Origin of the sequence: Paenibacillus sp. FSL L8-0502 (assembly GCF_038593055.1) — a bacterium.
Lineage (GTDB): Bacteria > Bacillota > Bacilli > Paenibacillales > Paenibacillaceae > Paenibacillus > Paenibacillus polymyxa_D.
In genome coordinates this window covers 640,195-662,161 of the sequence record NZ_CP151958.1, presented here as the reverse complement: position 1 = coordinate 662,161, position 21,967 = coordinate 640,195, and the positions used below count along the sequence as shown (strand labels likewise).

Genomic DNA, 21,967 nt, shown 5'->3' with positions numbered 1-21,967 from the left:
TTGAGGAGCAAAGTCAACTTTTGAATATGGAAGTTAGATAATATCATTGAACACATTGCTTTCGGAAAACGCTAAAATAGAATTCCTACTCATGTTTAACAGTTATGAATCATTGTTTAAATCGATTTAGAGGGTATAGTTAACATAGGAATTCCTTTCTTTAAATTTGAAAAAGAATTGAGGTTGATCATAATGGAGGAAATGCTGAACTCTGCAAAAATTTTCAAGGAAGATTTATATAAACAATTAGCCAGAATCGGAAAATGTTTATCCAGTGACAAGCGTCTTGAAATTTTGAATGTGTTATCCAATGGTTCTAAAACAGTAGAAAAAATAGCCACTTGCACAGATATGAATATTGCAAATGTATCTCGCCATCTTCAAATTCTACTCGATGCAAAACTTGTTAAATTCACGAAAAAAGGAACTTACGTCATTTACTCATTGGCTGATCCTGAAATTACAGGATTTCTTTCGTCCTTATGGCGGATCAGTGAGAAGCAACTTCCGGATATCAGTAGGATGAAAGATGATTTCTTAAACAACCTTGATGACGTCCAGACGCTTACAATGGATGAGGTTATGGACAAACTTAATAGTTCTTCCTTGATTCTGGTGGATTTGCGTCCGAAAGAAGAGTATGAAAGGGAGCATATTGCGGGAGCAATTTCGCTGCCGATGGAAGAGTTGGATGTGTTGATGCGCGAGTTGCCCAAAGACGCGGAAATTATCGCATATTGCAGAGGTCCTTTATGCGTATATTCAGCCCTGGCAGCACAAAAATTACAATCGGAGGGGTTCACTGCTTATCGCATGGAGGAAGGCTTAAATGAGTGGCAGGAACATTTTCAAGTGCATTAAACTGATTTCTAGGTACTAATTTGAATCTAAAATTATCCCATTCAGACAATCTCAACTTTCCAATTAGGTAATAAAAAAGACTTCGAGACCCATTACTAAGGGGCTTTGAAGTCTTTTTTATGTAAGACAATTATTCTTAAACGTAAAATAACCTCTAACAGAATATCATTCATAGCTGCTTACACGTCGAATGACTCTTTTTGGTGAAGCTGCGGTAGATACGTTGATGAGCCTTAAGCCATTCATTAACCCTCGTTGTAGCCCTCGAAATGCTAGAACGGAAGCAATTAGGATACGTCATGTGTTTGATACGATCCCTAACTTACGCTACCACTGAATAGTATCGTATGAGGTTAAGTTATATTCGTTGAGTAAAAGATTAAACTGGGCGCAGAATCGACATATAATTAGTAACAAGCGAGTCGTAATACCCAATTTCACCAGAGGATCTAGATAATAACTGTGCACCTTGAACAAATGCAATAAGCGTTTGGGCCTGTTCAAGAGCCTCATTAGAAAAAGTGAATTCTCCAGATTTTTTTCCTTGATCAAGCACATGTTCCAGCCAAGCCGTATTTGCATCAAAAAATAAATTAAGCTCCTCGCGGATCTCCAGTGGAAAAGAATTTAATTCTGCTGCCATCATTGAACATAAACAAAGCTTGGTGTTATTCTCCAACGTTTCGCGATATAGACCAAAAAAAAGTTGAATTTTTTTCATTGAACTAAGCGTTTGATCAGTAACTTCCTGAAGCCTACCCACAAAATCTTTGCGATATCGGAGAAGGACGGCTTGCACTAAATCTTGTTTGGAAGGAAAGTGATAATGGATGCTTGCTTTGCGAATACCTATAGCCTCCGCGATATCTGCATAGCTAAAACCGTTATAGCCCCGTTCCTGGACTAATGTAAGCCCTACATCCATAATCTCTTGCAATGTGTTTTTTTTTGTATTCATAAAAGCAATCTACCATTCAGTAAGTATACTGTCAAGGCAGCTACCTCCTTTTACTGTTTAAGAAAGGGTCAACCACATGATGTGATTGACCCATAAGAAACCACTTATCTCAAGCGAGCTGTAACTCCGCCATCTAACGGCATGACAATACCTGTAATCCATGAAGCAGAGTCACTGGCAAGGAAGAGAATAGCTTCAGCAACGTCTCCCGGAGTTCCGTTACGTCCAATAGGATGGAACGCATTAAAGGTTGGCAGCACTTCAGCAACCTCTTTTTCCGTCATAAAGCTGTTGTAAATCGGTGTTTCAACTACAGCAGGTGCTACAGCATTCACCCGAATTTGATCACCCGCGAGTTCCACAGCCAAGTTGCGAGTTAAAGCGTGGCGTCCTGCCATCGCAGCAGAATAAGCAGAAGAAGGCGTTGACTCAACCGCTTGGATTGCCCACATCGAACCTGTGTTTACGATGGCGCCTCCTCCTCTTTTCTTCATTTCCGGAATGACGGCTTGAGATGGATAGAATGTTCCCTTCACGATCGTATCCAAATAGGATTGCAAATCTTCAGGTGTATGCTCAAGCACAGGAGTTGGAACAAATTTACCTGTGTTATTCACGAGGACATCAATTCCACCAAATGCATCCACAGCGGTTTGAACCAGTTTCTTCGAGGTTTCGGGCAGACTGATATCACCGGATACGGCCAGTACTCGCTTACCTGAAGGGTCAATCTCCAAAGCTGTTTGCGTCAATACATCTTGTCGACGACCGTTGATGATCACATTTGCACCTTCTTCAAAAAATCGTTGTGCTGTTTTCTTACCAATACCGGCTCCTCCGCCAGTGACGATTACTGTTTTATTTTCAAATTTCATTGTGTTACATCTCCTTCATCCATGTTATTTTAAATCCTTCAAAGCTTCGTCTTGTCTTTTCCGCCACCTGTGATAATAATTGTTATTTTTCCACCTACTCTGAGTCCCAGAATTAAAAACAGCTTAAAATCATTTTCAAGTCCAGAAGAACCTCACTGGATTGATTTAATTCTACCTTCTAGTAGGTAGATAGTCAAGTGTATTTTTTATTCTATAGTAGCTTCTTGTTCAATAGAGTCCCTTACTAAGGGTAAGATCGCTATCGATAAAAGTGAAGACTCATCCTGTAGAATGTAATTGAATCCAACTACGTAATATTGCATGTTCATTTCATAACTACAAAACCGGCTACACCATGCGATAGGTATTGCCGGTTTTGAGCTTATTTTATTAGTTAACGGGGACGAATTCTGTGATTTATTAATGATCACGGAGACCAAAAAGGAATCAAAATTATGCTCTGGTCATCATAGTTATATCATTCAGAAATATTCAAAACAGCACGAAATCTTGTCGATGCTGACATCATTTTATCGTATGCTTCATCAGCACGCTCTAAAGGAAATGTTTCAATCATGGGGCGAATATCTGTAAGAACACTGAAATTAATCGTTGCTTGAATTTCTTTCGCTCCGCCTGTAAAAGAACCTCTTACTGTATTGGGACCTTTCAAGAAGTCCATTGCCGACAATTCCAATTGGTCGCCCGAACCGGCTACTATGATTAATTCACTGTCTTGACCCAGTCCGTTTATCAGTGAAGAAATGGCTTTAGCGTTTGGTGCTGTAGCCAGAATGACTTTGGCTCCTCCCAAAGCTTGTAAAACCGCAGCGGGATCTTCTTTTTCAGAATCAATGTACAGATGTGCCCCAAGTTGACGTACAAGCGTTTCTTTATCACTTCCCCGGGATATGGCAACGGTACGATATCCAGCTTTGTTTGCATACTGAACAGCAAGGTGACCTAGACCGCCAATTCCCTGAATAGCTACCAGATCACCAGGCCGAGCTTTACTATTTTTGATAGCGCTAAAAGTCGTTTCCCCAGCACACATTAGTGGAGCAGCTTCCATCGACGAAACTTCACTTGGAATACTGGACAAATTATCCTCATAAGCGACCATGTATTCAGCATAACCACCGTCAATTGTTAATCCAGTTACATGGCTATGTCCTCCATGCCACCCAATCCCGACACGCTCTCCAACCTTCCACTTTGATGAACCTGCTCCAAGCGCATCAACGATTCCAACCACTTCATGTCCAGGAATCCGAGGATACTCCGAGGCAGCGCCTCCAATGGCCATCGAATCTCCGTTACATACACCACAAGCCTCAACACGAATCAGCACTTGTCCTTCTGCAGGTTGCGGAACTGGAATCTCAACCAGTTTCATTTTTTCCCCTTTAGCCGGTACTTGCATAGCTCTCATCATCTTCATGAATAGACCCCCTATAATTTTAAAATGTCGGAACTTCATTAGTATAAAACAAATAAAATATTTATTCTATTATTTAATTGTATAATTGAATAAATATTTTTTTATTACTATGTCCTGATAACGAATGTGAAATTCATCGTTTATTGAGAACATCTAATTTATTCTTTAATTGATAATTTTTAAGACTGCAAGTTCAGCTGACTGAAGAGCACCCTCTAGATGTCCACCAAACTCAGTACTTGTTTCTGTTCCAGCGAATACAATATTGTTTTTCCATTCACCAACTACAGGTATTTCTCCATAATTCGGGAAGTCTTGAAGTGGAATACTATCCTCATATATAGCCGTATCAGAGTCCACAGACCAATCCTTGTATAAAATAGTCCTTACTTTTTCTGCCGAAGAGCCAAAAAGCCTAATTAATTGTTCTTTAACCTGCTTTAAAACCTGCTTTTCCCCTAAATGATGACGGACTTTCGAGGGCATACCAAAGAAACCAAATAATGCACCTGAACCTGTAAGGGGAGAAGCATCATGAATTTCTTGCAAAGGGCCTACCCAACTCGATACGAAACCTGAAAGTCCATCTTTTCTCCAAAAAGGCTCATCATAGACAGCTATAGCTTTGGCTTGCCCTGCCATCCAGGTTGGTTTGTTGATAAGGTTTAGGTTCATTTCAGGAGAGAATGCAGGGATAAAAGTAATATGTCGTGCAACAATACGAGGCGGTAATGCTAAAATAACAGCCCGAGCGATAAATTCTTTTGTTTTTCCATCTGAAAGTACTGCACTTATCGTGATAGAGTTTTGATCGTTTAATTTAATTGTCGTTACACGTGTTTCCAAATCAAAGATTTCAGGTGGTAACTTACTATATAATGCGTCAATTAAAGATTGCACTCCTCCTGTAAACCGTGATGATCTCTCCATTGAGTGAGCAGGAAGGATATGGCGTTCAGGTGCTTGGTTCTCGTATCGCTCAAATAACATAGCCCCCTCGGTGTGCTGATCGAAAGTTTCGAGGTTTAGCTCCTGAACGAGATTGGCGATAGCATGCTCATATCTCGGCCAGAACCAAGTGGGTCCTAGATCAAATTTCCCCATTTCAGGTTTGTCTGGATGAAAAGCATTTAAAACTCTCCCACCAATCCTATCTCTAGCATCTAAAATCTTACATTCAATACCTTGTGCTGTAAGTAAAGTGGCAGCTCGCAAACCACTTAAACCAGCGCCAATAATAATCACCGGATTTTCCATTTCTGTTCTCCATTCCTGTAGATAATTTTAAGTTCATGTTGAGTATCAAAACTTTTTTCAAATATTATATTGAACAATTGAATATTAGGTCGTTATGCTTTTTAAGTCAAGTGTGGATCTTCTTTTTCTCTAATATTTGATAGAAGAAATTTTGAAGGAAATCATCATATCTATAGCATCTTTACTAAAGAGAATCTGAAAGCAAATGATTCCAATTTAGGAGATGTATATTTAAAATTCGTTTTATTTTAATCATTTTGTTTTATTGCATTGCAAAGTTGTTGTAATCTTATTTCTAATTGTTCAAATTGAACAAATCGTCCTTCGCGGAGATGTTCCTTCTGATCAAAAAACAACATGATCGTGGGAACTGTAAAAGTCAACAATTTACCTGTAACCTCTTCTACCTGGGTGGCATTAATGTGCGCAAGCTTTATTTCTGGATAATTACTGAGTAATTCTTTTAGTTTGGGATAAATCGCATGGCATACATTACATTCCTCCTGCGATACATATAACATGCTTAATCGATTACTTTGAATAAACGTATCTATTTCTTTCGTTGAAGTTATTTCTTGGACATCCTTCATCTCTAATCCCCTTGCTGTATGTGGAATTCGATCCATATTTAATTCAAAAGCTTTTTTTCCTATAGAAATAATGGATTTCATCACAGATCTATTCCGTCCTGTCACACGACGACCCAAGCAAATTGCGGTTTCTCTATTCGATAATGCTACTATATCCAATCAAGAAAATTATTTTAAAAAACGACGGTTTGTCTAATTAAAACCGTCGTTTTTCTCCTACATATCAAATAATAACAAAATAGATTTGTTTTAAAATTTTTAACCAAATGTCTGTTTGCCTAAATCGATACAGACGCCTTAAAATGGTGTGTAGTATTACATTCACAAATTCGTTTTATTTTATTTCTTTTTTATTTTCTCTCGATGAGTTCAACAGGTGGATTAACGTTGCTAACACACCCAGTAATGCCAAGCCTGCAACAATGGCCATTGCGGTATGCATGTTAGGCAGTAGTTGATTCTGCTGAGTAGATTCATTCGAACTGTTAAGAACAGCTGTAATAATAGCTAAGGAAACCGCTCCGCCAATTTGCAAGCTGGTGTTAACTAGACCAGAAGCAAGACCTTGTTCTTGTGGGGCTACCCCGAATGTACCTTGCACGTTCACCGCAGGGAAGGCCAAAACGAATCCAATACCAATTAAGATCATCGTTGGGAGAAGGAAGTTCCAGTACGGTAACGACGGATCAACTCGGAAGAACAGGAGATAACCTACGGAAACCGATGTCAGACCAATCAGTATCGCAACGACGGTTCCAAGACGTTTCATTACTTTATCGATTCGAGGACCAAAAACGACCTGGAATAGGCTTGATGGCAGAAAGGCCAAAGCTACCCACAGCGGCGCCCACCGCAGCGAATCTTGGAGGTAAATGGTCACGATGAACTGAAATGCCATAAAGCTACCAAGCAAGGTCATCGCCGCCAAATTCGCGTTGCGAAGTGTTGCTGACCGTAAAATGCCAATCCGGACGAGGGGGTGAGGATGTTTTCGTTCTACCAGAACGAAGGCCACCATCAGGGCTACGCTTGCGACAAGTAATGCAATCGTCCAAAAGCTCGTCCAACCTTGAATTGGAGCTTCAACGAGGGCGTATACTAATAGCAGTAAAGATCCTGTAATAGTAAGTGCTCCCCAAAGATCAAATTGCTTAAAAGTGACACGTTCCCGTGTTGAACGTGGAATCAATCGCAATCCTAAAAGGAAAATGATGATAGCAAGTGGCCCAGGAGCAAATAAAGTAATACGCCAGCCGAGTTCAGTGAGAACACCCCCGAGTACAAGGCCTAGTGCAAAACCGGTTGTTCCGAAAATCGAATAAATACTTAGTGCTTTCATTCTGGCGGGTCCCTCGGCAAACGTTGTGCTAACAATCGACATTCCCGCAGGTACCGTGAATCCTGCTGCTATCCCCTTTACGAGTCGCAAAGCGATGAGTGTCATCTCGTTGCTCATTAATGCACTAACGATCGAGGCTAACCCAAATACAGCAACAGCGATGAGAAAAACTTGGCGACGTCCGATTAAGTCTGAAACTCGTCCGCCCAGGAGAAGAAATCCTCCGTAACCCAAGATATACGCATTAACAATCCATTGTAGTGTTCCCGTTGAAAGGTGTAGTTCACTTCCGATGGAGGGCAGAGCAATGTTGACCATCGATAGGTCGATTCCGTCAAGGAAAAGTGCACTAGATACGACCAAAAGGAGTATCCATGTCCTAACGCTCCATATCGTTCCATGTTCTTGCGTCTCATTAGAATGTTCAGAACGATTAATTTGCCTTTCTTCATTGATAATGGATTTATCAATTCTATATTTTTGATTTGACATTATTTCACTTCCTTTTCTCCGTTGTGGATGTCAACTTTCTATCATCACATCCATAATTTCCACCTTTATGTTGAAACAAAGTTAAGCTGATCCCAAATTTCACGAATCTCTGAAAAAACACTTCATATTGAAGATAGAGGGAAGTTTATGCATTCGGTCTGTTTTGCATGTTGTCCATCTATTCGAGTTCTAATTTCCGTCGTTGTGGTTAATCGCCTGCTCAGGTTCTCTATCTTTAATGACGAGTAGATTTATATTTGCAATAGACAGAAAAATAGCTGCGTCAGTCCTCAGAACCTATTCCTTCAATCAAATCATCGACTTGTTCATGTTTTATTTTTTTAATATATCGAAATATTCAATTGAATAATTGAATTATAGTGTTAGGTATTCCATATGTCAAGCAAGGTTAAGTGATTCTATTAATATATCAATCCCTATTGAGATGGGCGAAGTGTTCAAAATTCCCTTAAATTTAGTTCTTCAAAAGAATCGGTAATGATTGTTCATATTGTAGCCAGTACCTTTTTTGAATTAGTTCATCACAAATAATATTTAATTCAAATTCCACTCCTGTACCCCCTCATCAATCCTATAAGCAGTAAATCCTTTCTTCTTTATATGTTCCACAGCTTCCGTTGTATTCACGCAATAGGGACCTCTACAGTACACTGCAAGTTCTATTTGCTTAGGCAGCGTTTGAAGGTATGCATCGAGTTCTTCCATCGGTACCGATATTGAACCTTTTATATGCGCTGCCTCATACTCGTCATTAGGACGGATATCCAAAACAACGATCGAGTTTGAAGCCATTCTTTTGATCAATTCTTCTTTTGCAATCGTCTGAATACCTTCATATTGATGAAGCAGGTCTTCTTTAATACGAGGTATATCGGAAAGCCGATTCTCACAGAGCTTCCATAAGACAACTAAAAACTCGGTCACTACAGGATCTTCTAGACTATAAATCGCGTAGGTCCCTTCTTTTCTGAATTTCACTAGGCGCGAATCCAACAAGATTTGAAGATGCCGTGATACGTTGGCAACACTCATACCCGTATGTTGGGCTAAAAGCTCAACAGATTTAGGGCCGTTGGAAAGTAAATCCAAAAGCTCGAGCCGCTTGTCACTGGACAAACATTTTCCGATACGGGCATATTGCTGATATAATCTTTCTTTAATGGACGTTTCTGATTGCGAGTGCATCATACAAACCTCCTTTCAAGTCCTATTAAAAATCGGCAACTACTCAGTTAAAGCATTGCCGATTTTAATCTATTTTATTGGTGTTACTTGCTTGCCAGATTTTCAATTTTTTCTTTTAGTATGTGCTTTTGGTTAATTCCCACCATCGTATCAGCTAGTTTACCCTCTTTAAACAAAAGAAGAGTAGGGATACTTCTGATACCAAATTGCGAGGCCAGTTCTGCCTCTTCGTCGACATTGACTTTTGCCAGTGTTGCTTGTCCCTTTAGCTCATCAGCTAATTCCTCTACAATCGGAAGCTGGATTTTACATGGACCACACCAAGGAGCCCAGAAATCGACCAAAGTTACTCCCGACTGAATTTGATTATGAAATGTTTCTTTCGTTAATGTTATTGCTCCCATAAAGAAAGACCTCCCTTAAATTTTTAAAATACTTTAAAATCAATCAAATATTCAATTGATTGATTGAATTATAGTATAATAAAAATGTCCCGTCAAGTTGTATTTTCCCATCATTCACTAACTTTCATTACTTTAAAGTTTTTTGATGAAATACGGTTTGGGGGCACATTAAAGCTCGGAGGCACTTCTGCGACTTCTTTTTTAATGTGTAGTTACAAACATTTGATTGAGCCCTGAGTATACTCATCTCAAACGAGCTGTAACTCCGCCATCTAATGGCATGACAATTCCTGTAATCCATGAAGCCGAGTCACTGGCAAGAAATAGTATGGCTTCTGCTACATCCAGAGGGGTGCCATTCCGTCCGATCGGATGAAAGGCGTTAAACCCAGGAAGCACTTTAGCCACTTCTTCTTCACTCATAAAGGTGTTATAAATCGGTGTTTCAACAACGGCAGGTGCTACAGCGTTCACTCGGATGTGATCCCCAGCGAATTCAATCGCCAAATTTCGAGTCAGGGCGTGCCGTCCTGCCATGGCGGCCGAGTAAGCAGATGACGGCGTTGCTTCTACTGCTTGGATCGCCCACATCGAGCCCGTATTAACAATCGCTCCTCCCCCTCTTTTTTTCAATTCGGGAATGACAGCTTGAGAGGGATAAAACGTCCCTTTCACAATGGTATCCAGATAAGATTGTAAATCCTCTGGTGTATGCTCCAGAAAAGGAGTCGGGTTAAATTTCCCTGTGTTGTTAACCAGTACATCAATGCCGCCAAAAGATTCGACGGCCAGTTGGACTATTTTTTTCGAAGTTTCAGGCAGACTGATGTCACCCACAGCGGGCAATACCTTTTTTCCTGATGGATCAATCTCTAAAGCGGTTTGTTTCAGAACCTCTTCACGGCGGCCATTAATGACGACATTGGCACCTTCCTCAAAAAATCTTTGCGCTGTCGTTTTTCCGATTCCAGTTCCTCCGCCAGTGACAATAACCGTTTTATTCTCAAATTTCATCTTACGCATCTCCTCGTTTTCATTAATTTTCATAAGTATCTGGCTCAAAATACTGACTAAGGATGTACCTCTATAACAAAGTATTCAAAGAGAAATCAGAAACGGCCTATCTTATAGTTCACCAATTTTCATTTCCTTATTCCCCTCTTTAATCGAAAGATAGACTTTGCGTGACCAGCACCATAGAGAGGTCTTGTTTTACACTTGAACACCATTCCTAATGCGTTTTCGGTGCTAACAAACTAAAGCCTCTTCATCTCGGATGGTACCAAGTCCGTGATTGAAATAATATTGTCGATTTACTTTCAGAGAAAGTAGAACCGATCTTCCAAACCCAAACATTTAGTTTCAAAACAGAGAAGAAGTGAGTAAAATGATAATTCGACCGACTTATCAGGCATTGTAAACAGTCCCGAAAACCGACCTAAACTGCAAACCACAAGAAAGGCGTCCAAAACTATCATGGTCTAGGTGCTACCATCATGAATCAGATTGAACTTGGCTTGTTGTCCTTTAAGCTAACCATGGATAAATTATCTAGTTGCAACGCACTTTGACTTATCACCTCTTCTAGATTGTTGTAGCACCGATCCAACTTCTTGCATAGGCGGTCAACTCATCCCGAAAATTTAAACTATGGTGTCAGCTTGTAGAAGCAGGTTCTAGGCCAGGAATTTCGTCTTCTGCTAGGCTGCTACTAGCCGTAACTTTTGTTGTAATTTTATAATAGTCCCCATAATTCAATATCATTCTAGATAATGAACCTGTGAATTCATTATCTAGTTAGGGTTCGCTCGTGAAACAAGAGCAAAATCACAGAATCGAATCCCAACGTGGGAACTCATCTGTGATTTTGCTTTCCTTGAATATTTCCACTTTGGATTATTTGTTCATGCTGAGCCATTTTCAATTACGATGAAATGGAACCACTCACTGATCTTATAATCTCTCAATTTGTTTTTTTAATATCTTCATGCTGTTTTGAATAATAAGTCTCTGAGCACCACTTAATTTGAGGCTCTCTATTCTTCTCATAAATCTTTATTAGTTGGTTTAAAACGAAAACCTTTTGTACGATATTTTCACAAAAAAAGTTAAGCTGTCGTTCATAAAAATTAATTTCCTTTTGATAAGGATGGCGATACGTTTGATTCCTCTCATATACATCAAGAAGCTGAATATGTAAATTATATATATCTTTATAATTAATCTTAATCTCCTCCCTCTATTTTAGAATCAGTATACCCATTTAGACAAGGAAATAGACATATGAATTCAATCTAATATTTATTAGAAATTAATCAACAAAATGAAAAAACTGATGAGATGGTTTCGCCCCAACTTAAAAATTTCAATCTATAAACAGGCCTGTTAATTTTCTAAATATCTCAGTAAGTTAAAGCCTAGGTACCAAAGATGCATTCTCCAAATAACAGGATGAAATTAGAATGAGTGCAACATTTTTCTGAAACGGGTAGCCATTTCAATCAGCTATACATAAAGTAAAAAAGCCCCTTTTCAACGGGGCTTTTTAGGTTAGATATTAGATTGTCCTGTTGCTAAAAATGTATATAACATAATTTTATTATAGCGAGCAAAGGTAATTCTCCCTTCAGTTAATGTTTGTCTCACTTCTTGTTATAAAAAAAAGGCTATCCTTTTTCACCATAAAATAAGAATACTTAGATTATTTATTCACTGATAATTTTGTATTCACTTATCCTTTATTCCTGATTTCATTGGGTTTTCGGGGATATTGACTGTCTCATTTAGATGGTATAAACAGTCTCATTTAATAATAAAATTAGTCTCAATTGATGTTATAAACCACATGTATTGCTAAAAATTTAAATCTTGTAAGCCTTCATAGCTTTTCTTAGCTCTTTGAACGAAGGACGTTTACCATACATTAAGACACCCGTACGGTAGATCTTGGCGGCCAGCCAACCGAACAGCAAAATGGAGGCGACCAGAATACCAAGTGACAGCCAGATTTCCAGCAGGCTCGCCCGTTCCAGACCAATCCGCAACAGCATGACGGTTGGCGAGAAAAATGGGATGTACCCGGCAACCTTTACGAAAATCGTATCAGATGCGGCGATATTGAAGATACCGATATAAAAGGCTGCTAGTGACAGCACGGTAATCGGCATGATCGCCTGTCCCAACTCCTCGGTACGGCTAACAATGGAGCCCACCGCGGCGAACAGTACTGCGTAGAGAAAGTAGCCGAGGATGTAGAATACCAGACCATAACCCAACACCGCGATATTCAGTTGCGACAGATCCAGCCCGGCTGAGCTAAGAATGACATTATTATGCGGCAGCATAAGGTTGGCACATACAGCGGCTGCAAAGACAGCAATTTGCAGCAGGCCGACCAGGAAAATGCCGATAATTTTTCCGAACATCTGGGTCAACGGTGAGACACTTGTGATGAGAATCTCCATGATACGTGAGCTTTTTTCCGATGTCACCTCTGCAGCAATCATATTCCCCGTCATCATGGAGGAGGTGAAGAATAAAATCATCAGTACATAGACCAAACCATAGTTAATCATAGAGGTCTCTTTTTCCTCTGTCCCCACAGCTCCCCCTGCCTCAGACGAACCGTCTACTTCCCTGCTGTCCACTATTACAGGTGTGCTAATCTCACGAATTTGATCACTGGTCAATGCATTGCCGCCCATAATGGCTTTGACCTTAGCTTCCTGAAGTCCCGTCTGCAACAATGTAATTACAGCAGGAGATGGCTCTTTTTCTACAGAGACATATTCCACTTTAGGAAACGTGTCTCCCTTGTCGGTAGGCTCCGTGAACTGTACGTAACCTTGCAGCTCCCCATTTTTCAAGGCTTGCTGCATGGCTGGTGTTTGTACGTTGTCATAACGCTTCCAGATGGCTGCCGGGTTGGATTGCTCCTTGGTGAATTTCTCCAGTTGATTCGCCACTTCTATCCGGCTCCCGGCAATCAGTCCCAAGCGATGATGCTCGGCTGCCGTCGTGCCCGAACCTCCTGTCCCATCTGCTTTAAACAAAGAAATCAAATATGGCAGATTCATACCAAGCGTAATGAGCAAGGCCAGTACCAGCGTTGTAATGATAAAAGATTTGGTTCTCGCCTTCTGACGAAACGTAAAACCGATTACCGTACCCAGTCTATTCATGGGAATCACCCACCTCTCTTATGAAAATCTCGTTCAGCGTCGGTTCCTTGATCTCAAAATGCTCTACATCCGTTTGCTCCAACGCCGTTTGTAATACCAACTTCGCCGCATTCGGCTGCTCAATATGCAGCATCCAGCCGCGATCCATAGGCTCTACACGGCGCACGCCGGGCAGCTGTTCCAGTCCGTTCACTTCACCTGTAGTGATGAGACGAACTTTTTCACGCGGGTAACGGCCCTTAATCTCCTGCACACTTCCCTGCACAACTGTATTTGAGCGATGCAAAATCGTAATATGGCGGCACAGTTCCTCCACATGCTCCATGCGGTGGGTCGAGAATAAAATCGCAGCCCCATCGTCCCGCAGCTCTTTCACCGTATCCTTAAGCAATTCAACGTTTACCGGATCAAGCCCACTAAAGGCCTCATCCAAAATGAGCAGCGTCGGGCGATGCACAACGGCGGCAATAAAGCCCATTTTCTGCTGATTTCCCTTGGATAGCTCCTCAATCCGCTTGTCGTAATATTCGGGCACTCCAAAGCGCTCCAGCCAGTAGCGTAGACTTTTGTCCGCCTCCTTAGCCGACATTCCGCGCAACCTGCCCAAATAGTTAATTTGCTCGCTCACCTTCACCTTGGGGTACAACCCTCGCTCCTCGGGCAAATAGCCCATCGTCCGCTGAAGCTCCTTGCTGTAGGGCTTGCCCTCATATTGAATGTTACCTCCATCAGGGTAAATCAGACCGAGCACCATGCGCATCGTTGTCGTTTTGCCTGCTCCATTGCCTCCCAGTAGTCCGTAAATCTCCCCACCGTTCACATTCAGCGAAATTCCGTTCACCGCCGTGTGGTTCCCATATTGCTTCACGACCTCTTTCAATTCCAGCATGTTCATGATTACTCCGCTCCTTTTTTCTGCGTGTATGTCTCCGCATCTTCTGATAGTTGTCCCGCAGACCAATGTACTAAAATATCATCCAGTTCCAAACGCCGCACACGGATGGGGCGGATGCCCGCTTGTTCCAAGATGGCGCTGGTCTCTCCGGCTGCCAACGTTACAATTCGCTGCAATCCGCCTTCGCTCTCCATCTCTACAACACCCGGAAGTTCCGATGCCTCCTCCGGTGTGCCTTCAAACCACATTTCTTTGCTATTTTCGAGCAAATGGTCTTTTTCCAGCTTGCCGAGCAGCCTGCCATCATGCATCAGGACAATATAATCCGCCAAACGCTTAATCTCGTCTATGATATGAGTGGCAATAATGACCGTCGTTTTGCCGTTCTCCATACAATCCCGCAGTTCCTCCAGCATGATTTTCCAGGCAAAAGGGTCTAAACCCGACGAAGGCTCATCCAGCAGCAACAAACGAGGGTGAGGCGCCAAGGCTGCAGCCAGTTCAAACTTACGGCGCTCTCCCTTGGACATGCGCGATAATTTCGTATGCTGAGGAACCTGAAATCGTTCCATCAGACGCTGAAAACGTGTTTCATCCCAGCCGGGATACCACAAGGCTCGAAACGCCGCTGCTGCTTCTGCTGTGAGTCGATCTTCCTCACGGGTCGGCTGCTCTGACATATACCCAACCCATTGTCGTGTATCTGCCGGCATGCCGTCCGGATACGCTTGACCGAACCAACGTATTTCACCGGAATCCGGGTGGATAAGCTGAGTCAGCAGATGAATCAATGTACTTTTGCCCGATCCGTTATGTCCAGCCAAAGCGACTACATATCCCGGTTCAATGGTTAGATTAATCGGTCCAATTTCCCGGTTACCTCGAGTTTTATAGACTTGGCTCATCTCAATAATGGGTGTTTTTATCTGTATCCCCATAGGAACTTCCACATGATGGTTTACATCGTTTTTCACGGGCGTCACTCCTTCACTTGGACTTCATACCTTCTCTTCACCATTTCTGCGAAAAGCTCCAACAATTCCTGTTCTGTCATCTGTACAGCGATGCCTGTGTCAATCGCCGTTTCCAACGCCTCGGTCACTGCTTTAAGGCGGTAACCTGAGCGCTTATCGTCTTCGACCAGAGCTACGAAGGTGCCTGTTCCCTGCCGGGTACGAAGCAAGCCTTCGTTCTCCAAATCCTGATAGACCCGCCGGACGGTGATGACGCTGCAGCGGAGCGTCCCTGCGAACTCCCGAATGGAGGGAAGCAGCGTTCCCGCTGCAATCTGTCCGGTTACGATGAGTGAGCGAAGTTGCTTTTCAATCTGCGCATACAGCGGTTCCGCGCTATTCTCATCAATTTGCACTGGTATATTCACCTGCTTCTCCCCCCTTTTTATCTATCTTTGTACACATACCGCTAAGTTAAATCCCGTTTCATAAGCTTACGCTGTGTCACCCTGTAGGACATCCACATACCCAGAGCTCCTGCCAGCAGCGCTCCCCACATCACCGGAGACAACAGCTGCCATTCCTTGCTGTAAAATGCCGTTATCGATACCAGATTGGCCCCACATACTCGAACTATAATCGTAACTATCCCACAAATTAGCATGATGACAATGGATAGCCAAAAGTAGGATTTACCTTTTTTAAGAAATTCCAAATGAATATAAATGGCTTGAATCAGCATTCCGTAGCCTATCCAGGTAAGTGCAAACGATACAAAGAAACCTGTACTGGCATATACCCGAAACGTAGCTGACAACGTAAACAATAGAGTGAAAAATATCACACTATTCACAACAAACGCCAAAAGCGCCTGTTGAATTCGACTCATAATCACCGCATTCATCGGTATAGGCAAGGTGCGGAAAAAGGCTAGCATATGCGTATAGGAATCTTCCTGAAGATATTTAAATGCACGGCGGTTATAAATGTATCCGAGAAACGGAATCAACACCAGCATGATAAAATCGGCTACCGGACTCAAGTTTCCACGTTCATCCCAATGCACACTTACAGCAAAACTCATGGTAAATCCCAAATACGCAATAAACAGCAATGTCCACAGCATAACATATGGATTGTTGCGAAAATCCTGCCGGGTAATCTTCCATGCCTGCTTGATGATTGTCATTTTCTTATCCTGATCCCTTCTGCACTGCCTGTAATGACGACCTCGTTCTCTCTTCATACGAAGTTATTATTAAAGTAATCAGTGTTATCACTGTATATATCTTTATACACAGTATATAAACCATGAATTACAACTGTCAATACCTGAATGTAAATTGTGCGTACAATCACAATAGCTCGTCAGGACCTATGATACTCTGTAAATGATAAACGTTCTCAATCAAGGGGATGAACAAATGGATAAGATACTGCACTGGGATGAACCGATTTTTAACCTTGTTAACCGTTATCCCGAAGTGAAGGACATTATGGTAGAGCTGGGTTTTCATGATATCGCCAAGCCTGGCATGTTACAAACCGCAGGTCGTTTTATGACATTGTCCAAAGGTATTGCATTGAAAAAAGTAGCTATGGAAACCGTGGAACGCACGTTTTTGCAACATGGTTTTACCATTCAAAAATAAAGGAGCTAACGATCATGAGCGAGCTAATTAACAACCGTGAACATACAGCACAGGAATTAACAGAACGTCAACGAACACTGAAGGAAATTATAAAAGAATTACATGCCGGGAAAAGCGTCGAAGAGGTGAAAGCGCGTTTTGCAGAGGCTGTTGGCGGAGTAAGTGTGGCGGAAATTTCAGCTATGGAGCACGCACTGATGACCGAGGAGGGAATTCCCGTATCGGAAGTTCAGCGGCTCTGTTCCGTGCATACTTCGATCTTCAAGGGCTCCATCGAGGATATTCACCGTCCTTCAGGACCGGAGGAACAACCGGGACATCCTGTCCACACATTCAAGCTGGAAAATCGGGAGATCGAACGACTGGTCAACTTTAAGTTGGCATTGCATGCAGAGCAATTTCAAAAGGAGGACAGTCCCAAGGTTATTTACAAGCTGCTTGAGGATTTAAGTCTGCTAATGGATCTCGACAAGCACTACAGTCGTAAAGAAAACTTGGTCTTTCCTTATCTAGAACGCTATGGAATTTTTGGCCCGACCAAAGTCATGTGGGGTGTGGACGACGGCATTCGTGCCGCGATTAAGGAAGCGAAGAGTCTGCTCGCCGAATATAACGGGGATCGTGAACAGATTGGGAAGGCGCTTGCCCATATCATGAGTGAAGTAAATGAAATGATATTCAAGGAAGAGAATATTTTGCTGCCGATGGCACTCAGTAAGCTGACAGAGGATGAATGGCTGAAAATAGCCCGGGAAAGCGAGGAAATTGGATTCTGCCTGACCGCCCCCGAACGCGAATGGATACCCGAACGGGCAGAGGAGCCTGCAGAAGCCCTTGAGCAAACGGAAGGCACATCAGGAACACCGCAAGGCTTCGTGCGATTCGAGACAGGGATTGTATCCGTACAACAATTGGAACTGCTGTTGAACCATCTACCTGTTGACCTGACCTTTATCGATGAAAATGATGTTGTTCGCTATTTTTCCCATGGTAAGGAACGAATCTTCGCGCGCACGAAAGCCGTCATTGGTCGTACCGTACAGAATTGCCACCCACCCCAAAGCGTGCATGTCGTTGAGAAGCTGCTGGAAGATTTTAAGGCAGGCCGCAAGGATGTTGAAGATTTTTGGATTCCAATCAAGGATAAATTTGTCTACATTCGTTATTTTGCCATCCGTGATGCAGAGGGCCGCTATCTGGGAACGTTGGAATTTACGCAAAATATCGCACCCATTCGTGCCTTGGAAGGACAAAAGCGTATTCTATCCGAATAGTATCCAACCGTAAGCCACCATGTTCAGATTTTTGCCACCCAAACTTATAATATGTTGTTCTACTATAAGTTTGGCTCCCAACCTTTCATAAAAGGTACATGCTGGATTATCTGCTAGCACCCATACGATCACAGAGTGAATATCCATACTATTGAAATGTTGAAGCAGACGTAAAAATAGTCTCTTCCCCAAGCCTAAACTATGGTATTCACTCAAAACGTAAATTGCCGTTATTTCTCCCCCATACGGGGGATATTCACCTGACTTTTCCGGACCCCCACTCACAAATCCGATGATTTCCCCCTTCTCATTTTCAGCAACATATACCCGATGACCGTCTTCACTGGATAGATTCCCATTCCACAGTTTTGTTCTTTGCTCATAGGAAAGCTGTTCCAGAACCTGGGCAGGCATTATTTCTTTGTACGTCGTCCTCCAGCAATCTACGTGCACCTTGGCGATGCCCTCGGCATCTGATATCGTTGCTTCCCTGATGATCATGTGAGTTCCACTCCTAGTTTCCAATATTATACTTTCCATATACCGACGATCCGAATCTTGATCTATAATAAAAATGTTCACTGCTATTCATTCATTCCTGAAGGATTCGACTTGAATAAAATTGTTTCATTTTATGTACGTTCGTGGCTGTAGCTGTATTGATCATAGGCTGGAGTATCGGGTTGACGCCCGTAGGCAATCTGGTCTTTCAATATGTATTTGGTGTGTCCCCGAATTGATCGAACCTACCAAGAACGTATTTCAGGTTCTTACTTTACTATACATATGGGTAGCTGTCCGTAACATATATCAGGGACTTATTATTAACAAGCACCGAACGGCATGGATGACATTCAGCTCGTCCATACGTATTATCGTGATGCTACCAAACCTATCTTTATCGGTAGGCTGTTTTCTGTAGCTTTGCAATTCTCGCGCTTATTCTCTGTATCTGCTTTTTTCCAGGACTGGACGGCAAAGTGGCGGGAATTGTGATGGCTGTTTCCGATGAATGCATCATCCTGAAAAAAACTTACCTAGAGAGCCTTATGCAAAGGACCCGCACATTGACTCCCTATGGCACAACTCGCTTTTACGAGGTCAAAATATAAGGGCCGTTCTTTGTAATCGCAATCGTGTGCTCGTATTGGGCTCCCCAACTGCCGTCTGCTGTGCTGATGGTCCAGCCATCGTCCCCCCAGAGCACGGCCCCCTCGGTTCCTAGGGTAAATACCGGCTCGATGGTAATCACCATCCCTTCGCGCAGGGGTAATCCCGTTTTGGGACGACCGTAGTGCAGAACCTCTGGCGGCTCATGCATTTGGCGGCCAATGCCATGCCCGATCAGAGGCTTGACGTTGCCGAACCGCCGCCAGCCTGCCGCTTTTTCCACAGCATGCCCGATATCCCCCAATGTCCTCCCCGGACGGGCAACCTCTATACCGCCCATCAGTGCCTTATGGGTCTGCCGCAACAGTCTCGCTACCGGGCGGCTAATGTTACCTACCGCATAGGTCCATCCTCGGTCAGCCAGCCAACCGTTCTTGTTAACCACAATGTCGATGGTCACAATATCCCCATCATGAAGCACCCGCTCCGAGGGAAAACCATGGCACACCACCTCATTGACCGAAGCGCAGGTGGCATAAGGGAAACCTTTATAGCCCTTTTGTTCAGGCGTGGCTCCGCGCTTGTTTAAAAACTGCTCCACCCAAGCGTCGATTTCAAGCGTTGTGATTCCCGGAAGAATACGACTTTCCAGCGTACGATGACAATCTGCTAAAATACGCCCGGCCTCCCTCATGTAGCCGATTTCCTCCGGTGTTCGTATCGCTATCTCTATTGGAATCCGCCTCCTTTGAGCATACAAATACACTAAACCTATCCCATTGTATGCAGGGCAGACACAAAAAAACCGTCTCCTCTGTGGATAGACGGTTTATAAAAGTCGTATTTCTAGTTTTTCGGGTAATCGAACCCTTTAAGATACTGAAGAATTTATGCGACCGAGTTCGTTTTCCACCACCATGGTCAACTCTTCCTCATACCCTCCTGTAATCCGGTATTTTCGCACATATTCCTTTACAAATTTTTTGGGATCCTTAGGCCGGAAAATTCGAGTCATTTCCCGCAGACTTTCCTTTACTTCATTGTGACCTTTCGTTGCCATGTAACTCCCTCCCAAAACGTTGAAAATAAGTGCTCCGTTGAAGAGAATGCCGAAAAGTATTGATGTCCTTATGCAGTGAAGTAGTATGTCTAATTGCAGCTTAGGTCGGGAACGCCTTAGGCAGGCATGTACCTGACACTTGTATTAACCGATTTTCTTTTGGCTGAATCACTACCCCATTATAACATATTCAGATACAGCTTTCAGCTTTCCAGTAAATTTACATTGATTTTACCTATCTTTTACGCATCATGTCATTTGGGGTACTACATCAGCTGTTGCACAGAGGGTATACCTTATTTATCGGTTTTTGGAGTGTATGTGTTTGGGGTAAAATAAATAAACATAACAAGGAGGGAAAAGGATGAGCCGCTATGCTCCGCTGTTCACTGCACCTGTTGCCCGTATGTCTGCCCTGAACATAGGAACTTGTGAAGAGGAGGGCATCAATGCCTCCTTACTTGATCAGGCAGACCGTGAAGTTCAAGCCAAGTTTCCTAAAATGCACAGCTTCCTGCTGCTGCGCCACGGTAAACTGATCTGGGAACGCTATTACAACGGTCATGAAGCAAGCTCTCTGAACGATTTGCGATCCGCGACCAAAAGCTTCACTTCCACGCTCATCGGCATAGCTATGGCTCGCGGTGATATGCCCGGGCCAGAGACGGCTGTACATAAGCTGTTGCCTGAGTATTTACCTAGGCGGAAGGAAACACTGCTAGAGCAGATTACGATTCGCCATCTGTTGACCATGACATCCGGCTTGTATTGGCAGACAGGCAAAAAGCTCGGAGAAGCTTTTATCCACCGTTTTCATCGCAGCAAAAGCTGGCCGTCCTTTGCCCTGCGCTTACCTGTACAGGAGGATCAACTCGGTGTATTCCAATATCGCAGTGTTGATTCGCACTTGCTGTCCGTGCTACTGACCCATTGTTGTGGGATTGACGCCTATACGTACGCTCTCCAGCATCTGTTCGAACCCTTAGGTTTTGGGAGAAGTGGTTGGGCACAAGATCCAGAGGGCTACACCATGGGACATATCGGGCTATATCTGACGTCGCGTGACATGGCTAAATTCGGCGACTGCTGCCTTCATCAAGGCAGCTGGAACGAAAAAGAATTGATACCGGCCGATTGGCTGCATCAGGCGACACAGCGACAGGTCGAAGGCTATCCAGAATTCGGGGATTACGGATTCCAATGGTGGACAGGACGACTCCACGGCATCAACTACGCGTGTGCACACGGACATGGAGGACAGCAAATTTATCTTGTGCCAGAAGCGAACGCAGTCGCGGTATTTACAGCAGACAGCAAGGTGAGCCGTTGGAAAAATCCGCGAACACTACTGGAGCGTTACGTTTTGCCAGCCGTATCCTCCCTCAACTTGGAACGTTCCTGAAATGAGCTTCAATGTGC

The 21,967-nt window shown here is 43.0% G+C and carries 21 protein-coding genes; 4 read left to right on the top strand and 17 right to left on the bottom strand.

Annotated features, from left to right (window positions below):
* Positions 1–192: 192 nt before the first annotated feature.
* On the top strand, positions 193–861 hold the full coding sequence (locus NSQ57_RS02970; protein ID WP_340954064.1) for a metalloregulator ArsR/SmtB family transcription factor: 669 nt from the start codon (positions 193–195) through the stop codon (positions 859–861).
* A 379-nt stretch (positions 862–1,240) separates the two neighbouring features.
* On the opposite strand, the gene NSQ57_RS02965 is transcribed toward NSQ57_RS02970, so the two are convergent.
* From NSQ57_RS02965 to NSQ57_RS02900, 14 genes are all read right to left on the bottom strand, one after another.
* Entirely contained in the window at positions 1,241–1,819 is a 579-nt protein-coding gene (locus tag NSQ57_RS02965) for a TetR/AcrR family transcriptional regulator (RefSeq protein WP_340954062.1), read from the bottom strand.
* Between the two features lie 104 nt (positions 1,820–1,923).
* A complete protein-coding gene (locus NSQ57_RS02960) occupies positions 1,924–2,694 on the bottom strand; it encodes an SDR family oxidoreductase (protein ID WP_342425607.1) in 771 nt (256 codons plus the stop codon).
* 478 nt (positions 2,695–3,172) lie between these two features.
* Complete coding sequence (locus NSQ57_RS02955) at positions 3,173–4,135, bottom strand: zinc-binding dehydrogenase (protein WP_340954059.1); 963 nt, start codon at positions 4,133–4,135, stop codon at positions 3,173–3,175.
* Between the two features lie 165 nt (positions 4,136–4,300).
* Positions 4,301–5,392 (bottom strand): FAD-dependent oxidoreductase, encoded by a 1,092-nt coding sequence (locus tag NSQ57_RS02950; RefSeq protein ID WP_341038640.1) that lies wholly within the window; start codon positions 5,390–5,392, stop codon positions 4,301–4,303.
* Between the two features lie 248 nt (positions 5,393–5,640).
* On the bottom strand, positions 5,641–6,063 hold the full coding sequence (locus tag NSQ57_RS02945; RefSeq protein ID WP_340957543.1) for a thioredoxin family protein: 423 nt from the start codon (positions 6,061–6,063) through the stop codon (positions 5,641–5,643).
* A gap of 253 nt (positions 6,064–6,316) precedes the next feature.
* Complete coding sequence (locus tag NSQ57_RS02940) at positions 6,317–7,813, bottom strand: MFS transporter (RefSeq protein ID WP_340954057.1); 1,497 nt, start codon at positions 7,811–7,813, stop codon at positions 6,317–6,319.
* Between the two features lie 555 nt (positions 7,814–8,368).
* Positions 8,369–9,022, bottom strand: a complete 654-nt coding sequence (locus NSQ57_RS02935; RefSeq protein ID WP_340954055.1) for a metalloregulator ArsR/SmtB family transcription factor — start codon at positions 9,020–9,022, stop codon at positions 8,369–8,371.
* An 80-nt stretch (positions 9,023–9,102) separates the two neighbouring features.
* Positions 9,103–9,423, bottom strand: a complete 321-nt coding sequence (trxA, locus tag NSQ57_RS02930) for a thioredoxin (protein WP_340954053.1) — start codon at positions 9,421–9,423, stop codon at positions 9,103–9,105.
* A 243-nt stretch (positions 9,424–9,666) separates the two neighbouring features.
* Positions 9,667–10,437 (bottom strand): SDR family oxidoreductase, encoded by a 771-nt coding sequence (locus NSQ57_RS02925; RefSeq protein WP_340954051.1) that lies wholly within the window; start codon positions 10,435–10,437, stop codon positions 9,667–9,669.
* 1,847 nt (positions 10,438–12,284) lie between these two features.
* Positions 12,285–13,604, bottom strand: coding sequence for an ABC transporter permease (locus NSQ57_RS02920; RefSeq protein ID WP_069010900.1), 1,320 nt, complete (start codon positions 13,602–13,604; stop codon positions 12,285–12,287).
* Positions 13,597–14,499 (bottom strand): ATP-binding cassette domain-containing protein, encoded by a 903-nt coding sequence (locus tag NSQ57_RS02915; RefSeq protein ID WP_029515932.1) that lies wholly within the window; start codon positions 14,497–14,499, stop codon positions 13,597–13,599. The genes NSQ57_RS02920 and NSQ57_RS02915 overlap by 8 nt, the downstream gene beginning before the upstream one ends.
* A 2-nt stretch (positions 14,500–14,501) precedes the next feature.
* The gene (locus NSQ57_RS02910) at positions 14,502–15,437 is read right to left on the bottom strand and encodes an ABC transporter ATP-binding protein (RefSeq protein ID WP_185156356.1); all 936 of its coding nucleotides are present in this window, start codon (positions 15,435–15,437) and stop codon (positions 14,502–14,504) included.
* Between the two features lie 41 nt (positions 15,438–15,478).
* Positions 15,479–15,880, bottom strand: a complete 402-nt coding sequence (locus NSQ57_RS02905) for a GntR family transcriptional regulator (RefSeq protein WP_039270421.1) — start codon at positions 15,878–15,880, stop codon at positions 15,479–15,481.
* 41 nt (positions 15,881–15,921) lie between these two features.
* Positions 15,922–16,641 carry a hypothetical protein gene (locus tag NSQ57_RS02900; protein WP_029515935.1) on the bottom strand — a complete coding sequence of 240 codons (720 nt, stop codon included), beginning with the start codon at positions 16,639–16,641 and terminating at the stop codon, positions 15,922–15,924.
* A 235-nt stretch (positions 16,642–16,876) separates the two neighbouring features.
* Here NSQ57_RS02900 and NSQ57_RS02895 point away from each other — a divergent pair, with 235 nt between their 5' ends.
* Positions 16,877–17,104, top strand: coding sequence for a DUF1858 domain-containing protein (locus NSQ57_RS02895; RefSeq protein ID WP_029515936.1), 228 nt, complete (start codon positions 16,877–16,879; stop codon positions 17,102–17,104).
* 14 nt (positions 17,105–17,118) lie between these two features.
* Positions 17,119–18,378: a DUF438 domain-containing protein gene (locus NSQ57_RS02890; RefSeq protein ID WP_029515937.1), complete on the top strand. Its 1,260-nt coding sequence runs from the start codon at positions 17,119–17,121 to the stop codon at positions 18,376–18,378.
* Here NSQ57_RS02890 and NSQ57_RS02885 read toward each other — a convergent pair.
* The 3 genes from NSQ57_RS02885 to NSQ57_RS02875 all read right to left on the bottom strand — a co-directional run bounded on the left by NSQ57_RS02885 (position 18,367) and on the right by NSQ57_RS02875 (position 20,548).
* Positions 18,367–18,879 carry a GNAT family N-acetyltransferase gene (locus tag NSQ57_RS02885; RefSeq protein ID WP_342425606.1) on the bottom strand — a complete coding sequence of 171 codons (513 nt, stop codon included), beginning with the start codon at positions 18,877–18,879 and terminating at the stop codon, positions 18,367–18,369. The two genes, NSQ57_RS02890 and NSQ57_RS02885, sit on opposite strands and share 12 nt — an antisense overlap.
* Before the next feature lie 592 nt (positions 18,880–19,471).
* The gene (map, locus tag NSQ57_RS02880; RefSeq protein WP_238794841.1) at positions 19,472–20,254 is read right to left on the bottom strand and encodes a type I methionyl aminopeptidase; all 783 of its coding nucleotides are present in this window, start codon (positions 20,252–20,254) and stop codon (positions 19,472–19,474) included.
* A gap of 105 nt (positions 20,255–20,359) precedes the next feature.
* Positions 20,360–20,548 (bottom strand): hypothetical protein, encoded by a 189-nt coding sequence (locus tag NSQ57_RS02875; protein ID WP_007428354.1) that lies wholly within the window; start codon positions 20,546–20,548, stop codon positions 20,360–20,362.
* Positions 20,549–20,912: 364 nt separating this feature from the next.
* Here NSQ57_RS02875 and NSQ57_RS02870 point away from each other — a divergent pair, with 364 nt between their 5' ends.
* Positions 20,913–21,950: a serine hydrolase gene (locus NSQ57_RS02870; protein ID WP_342425605.1), complete on the top strand. Its 1,038-nt coding sequence runs from the start codon at positions 20,913–20,915 to the stop codon at positions 21,948–21,950.
* The last annotated feature ends 17 nt before the right edge of the window (positions 21,951–21,967 follow it).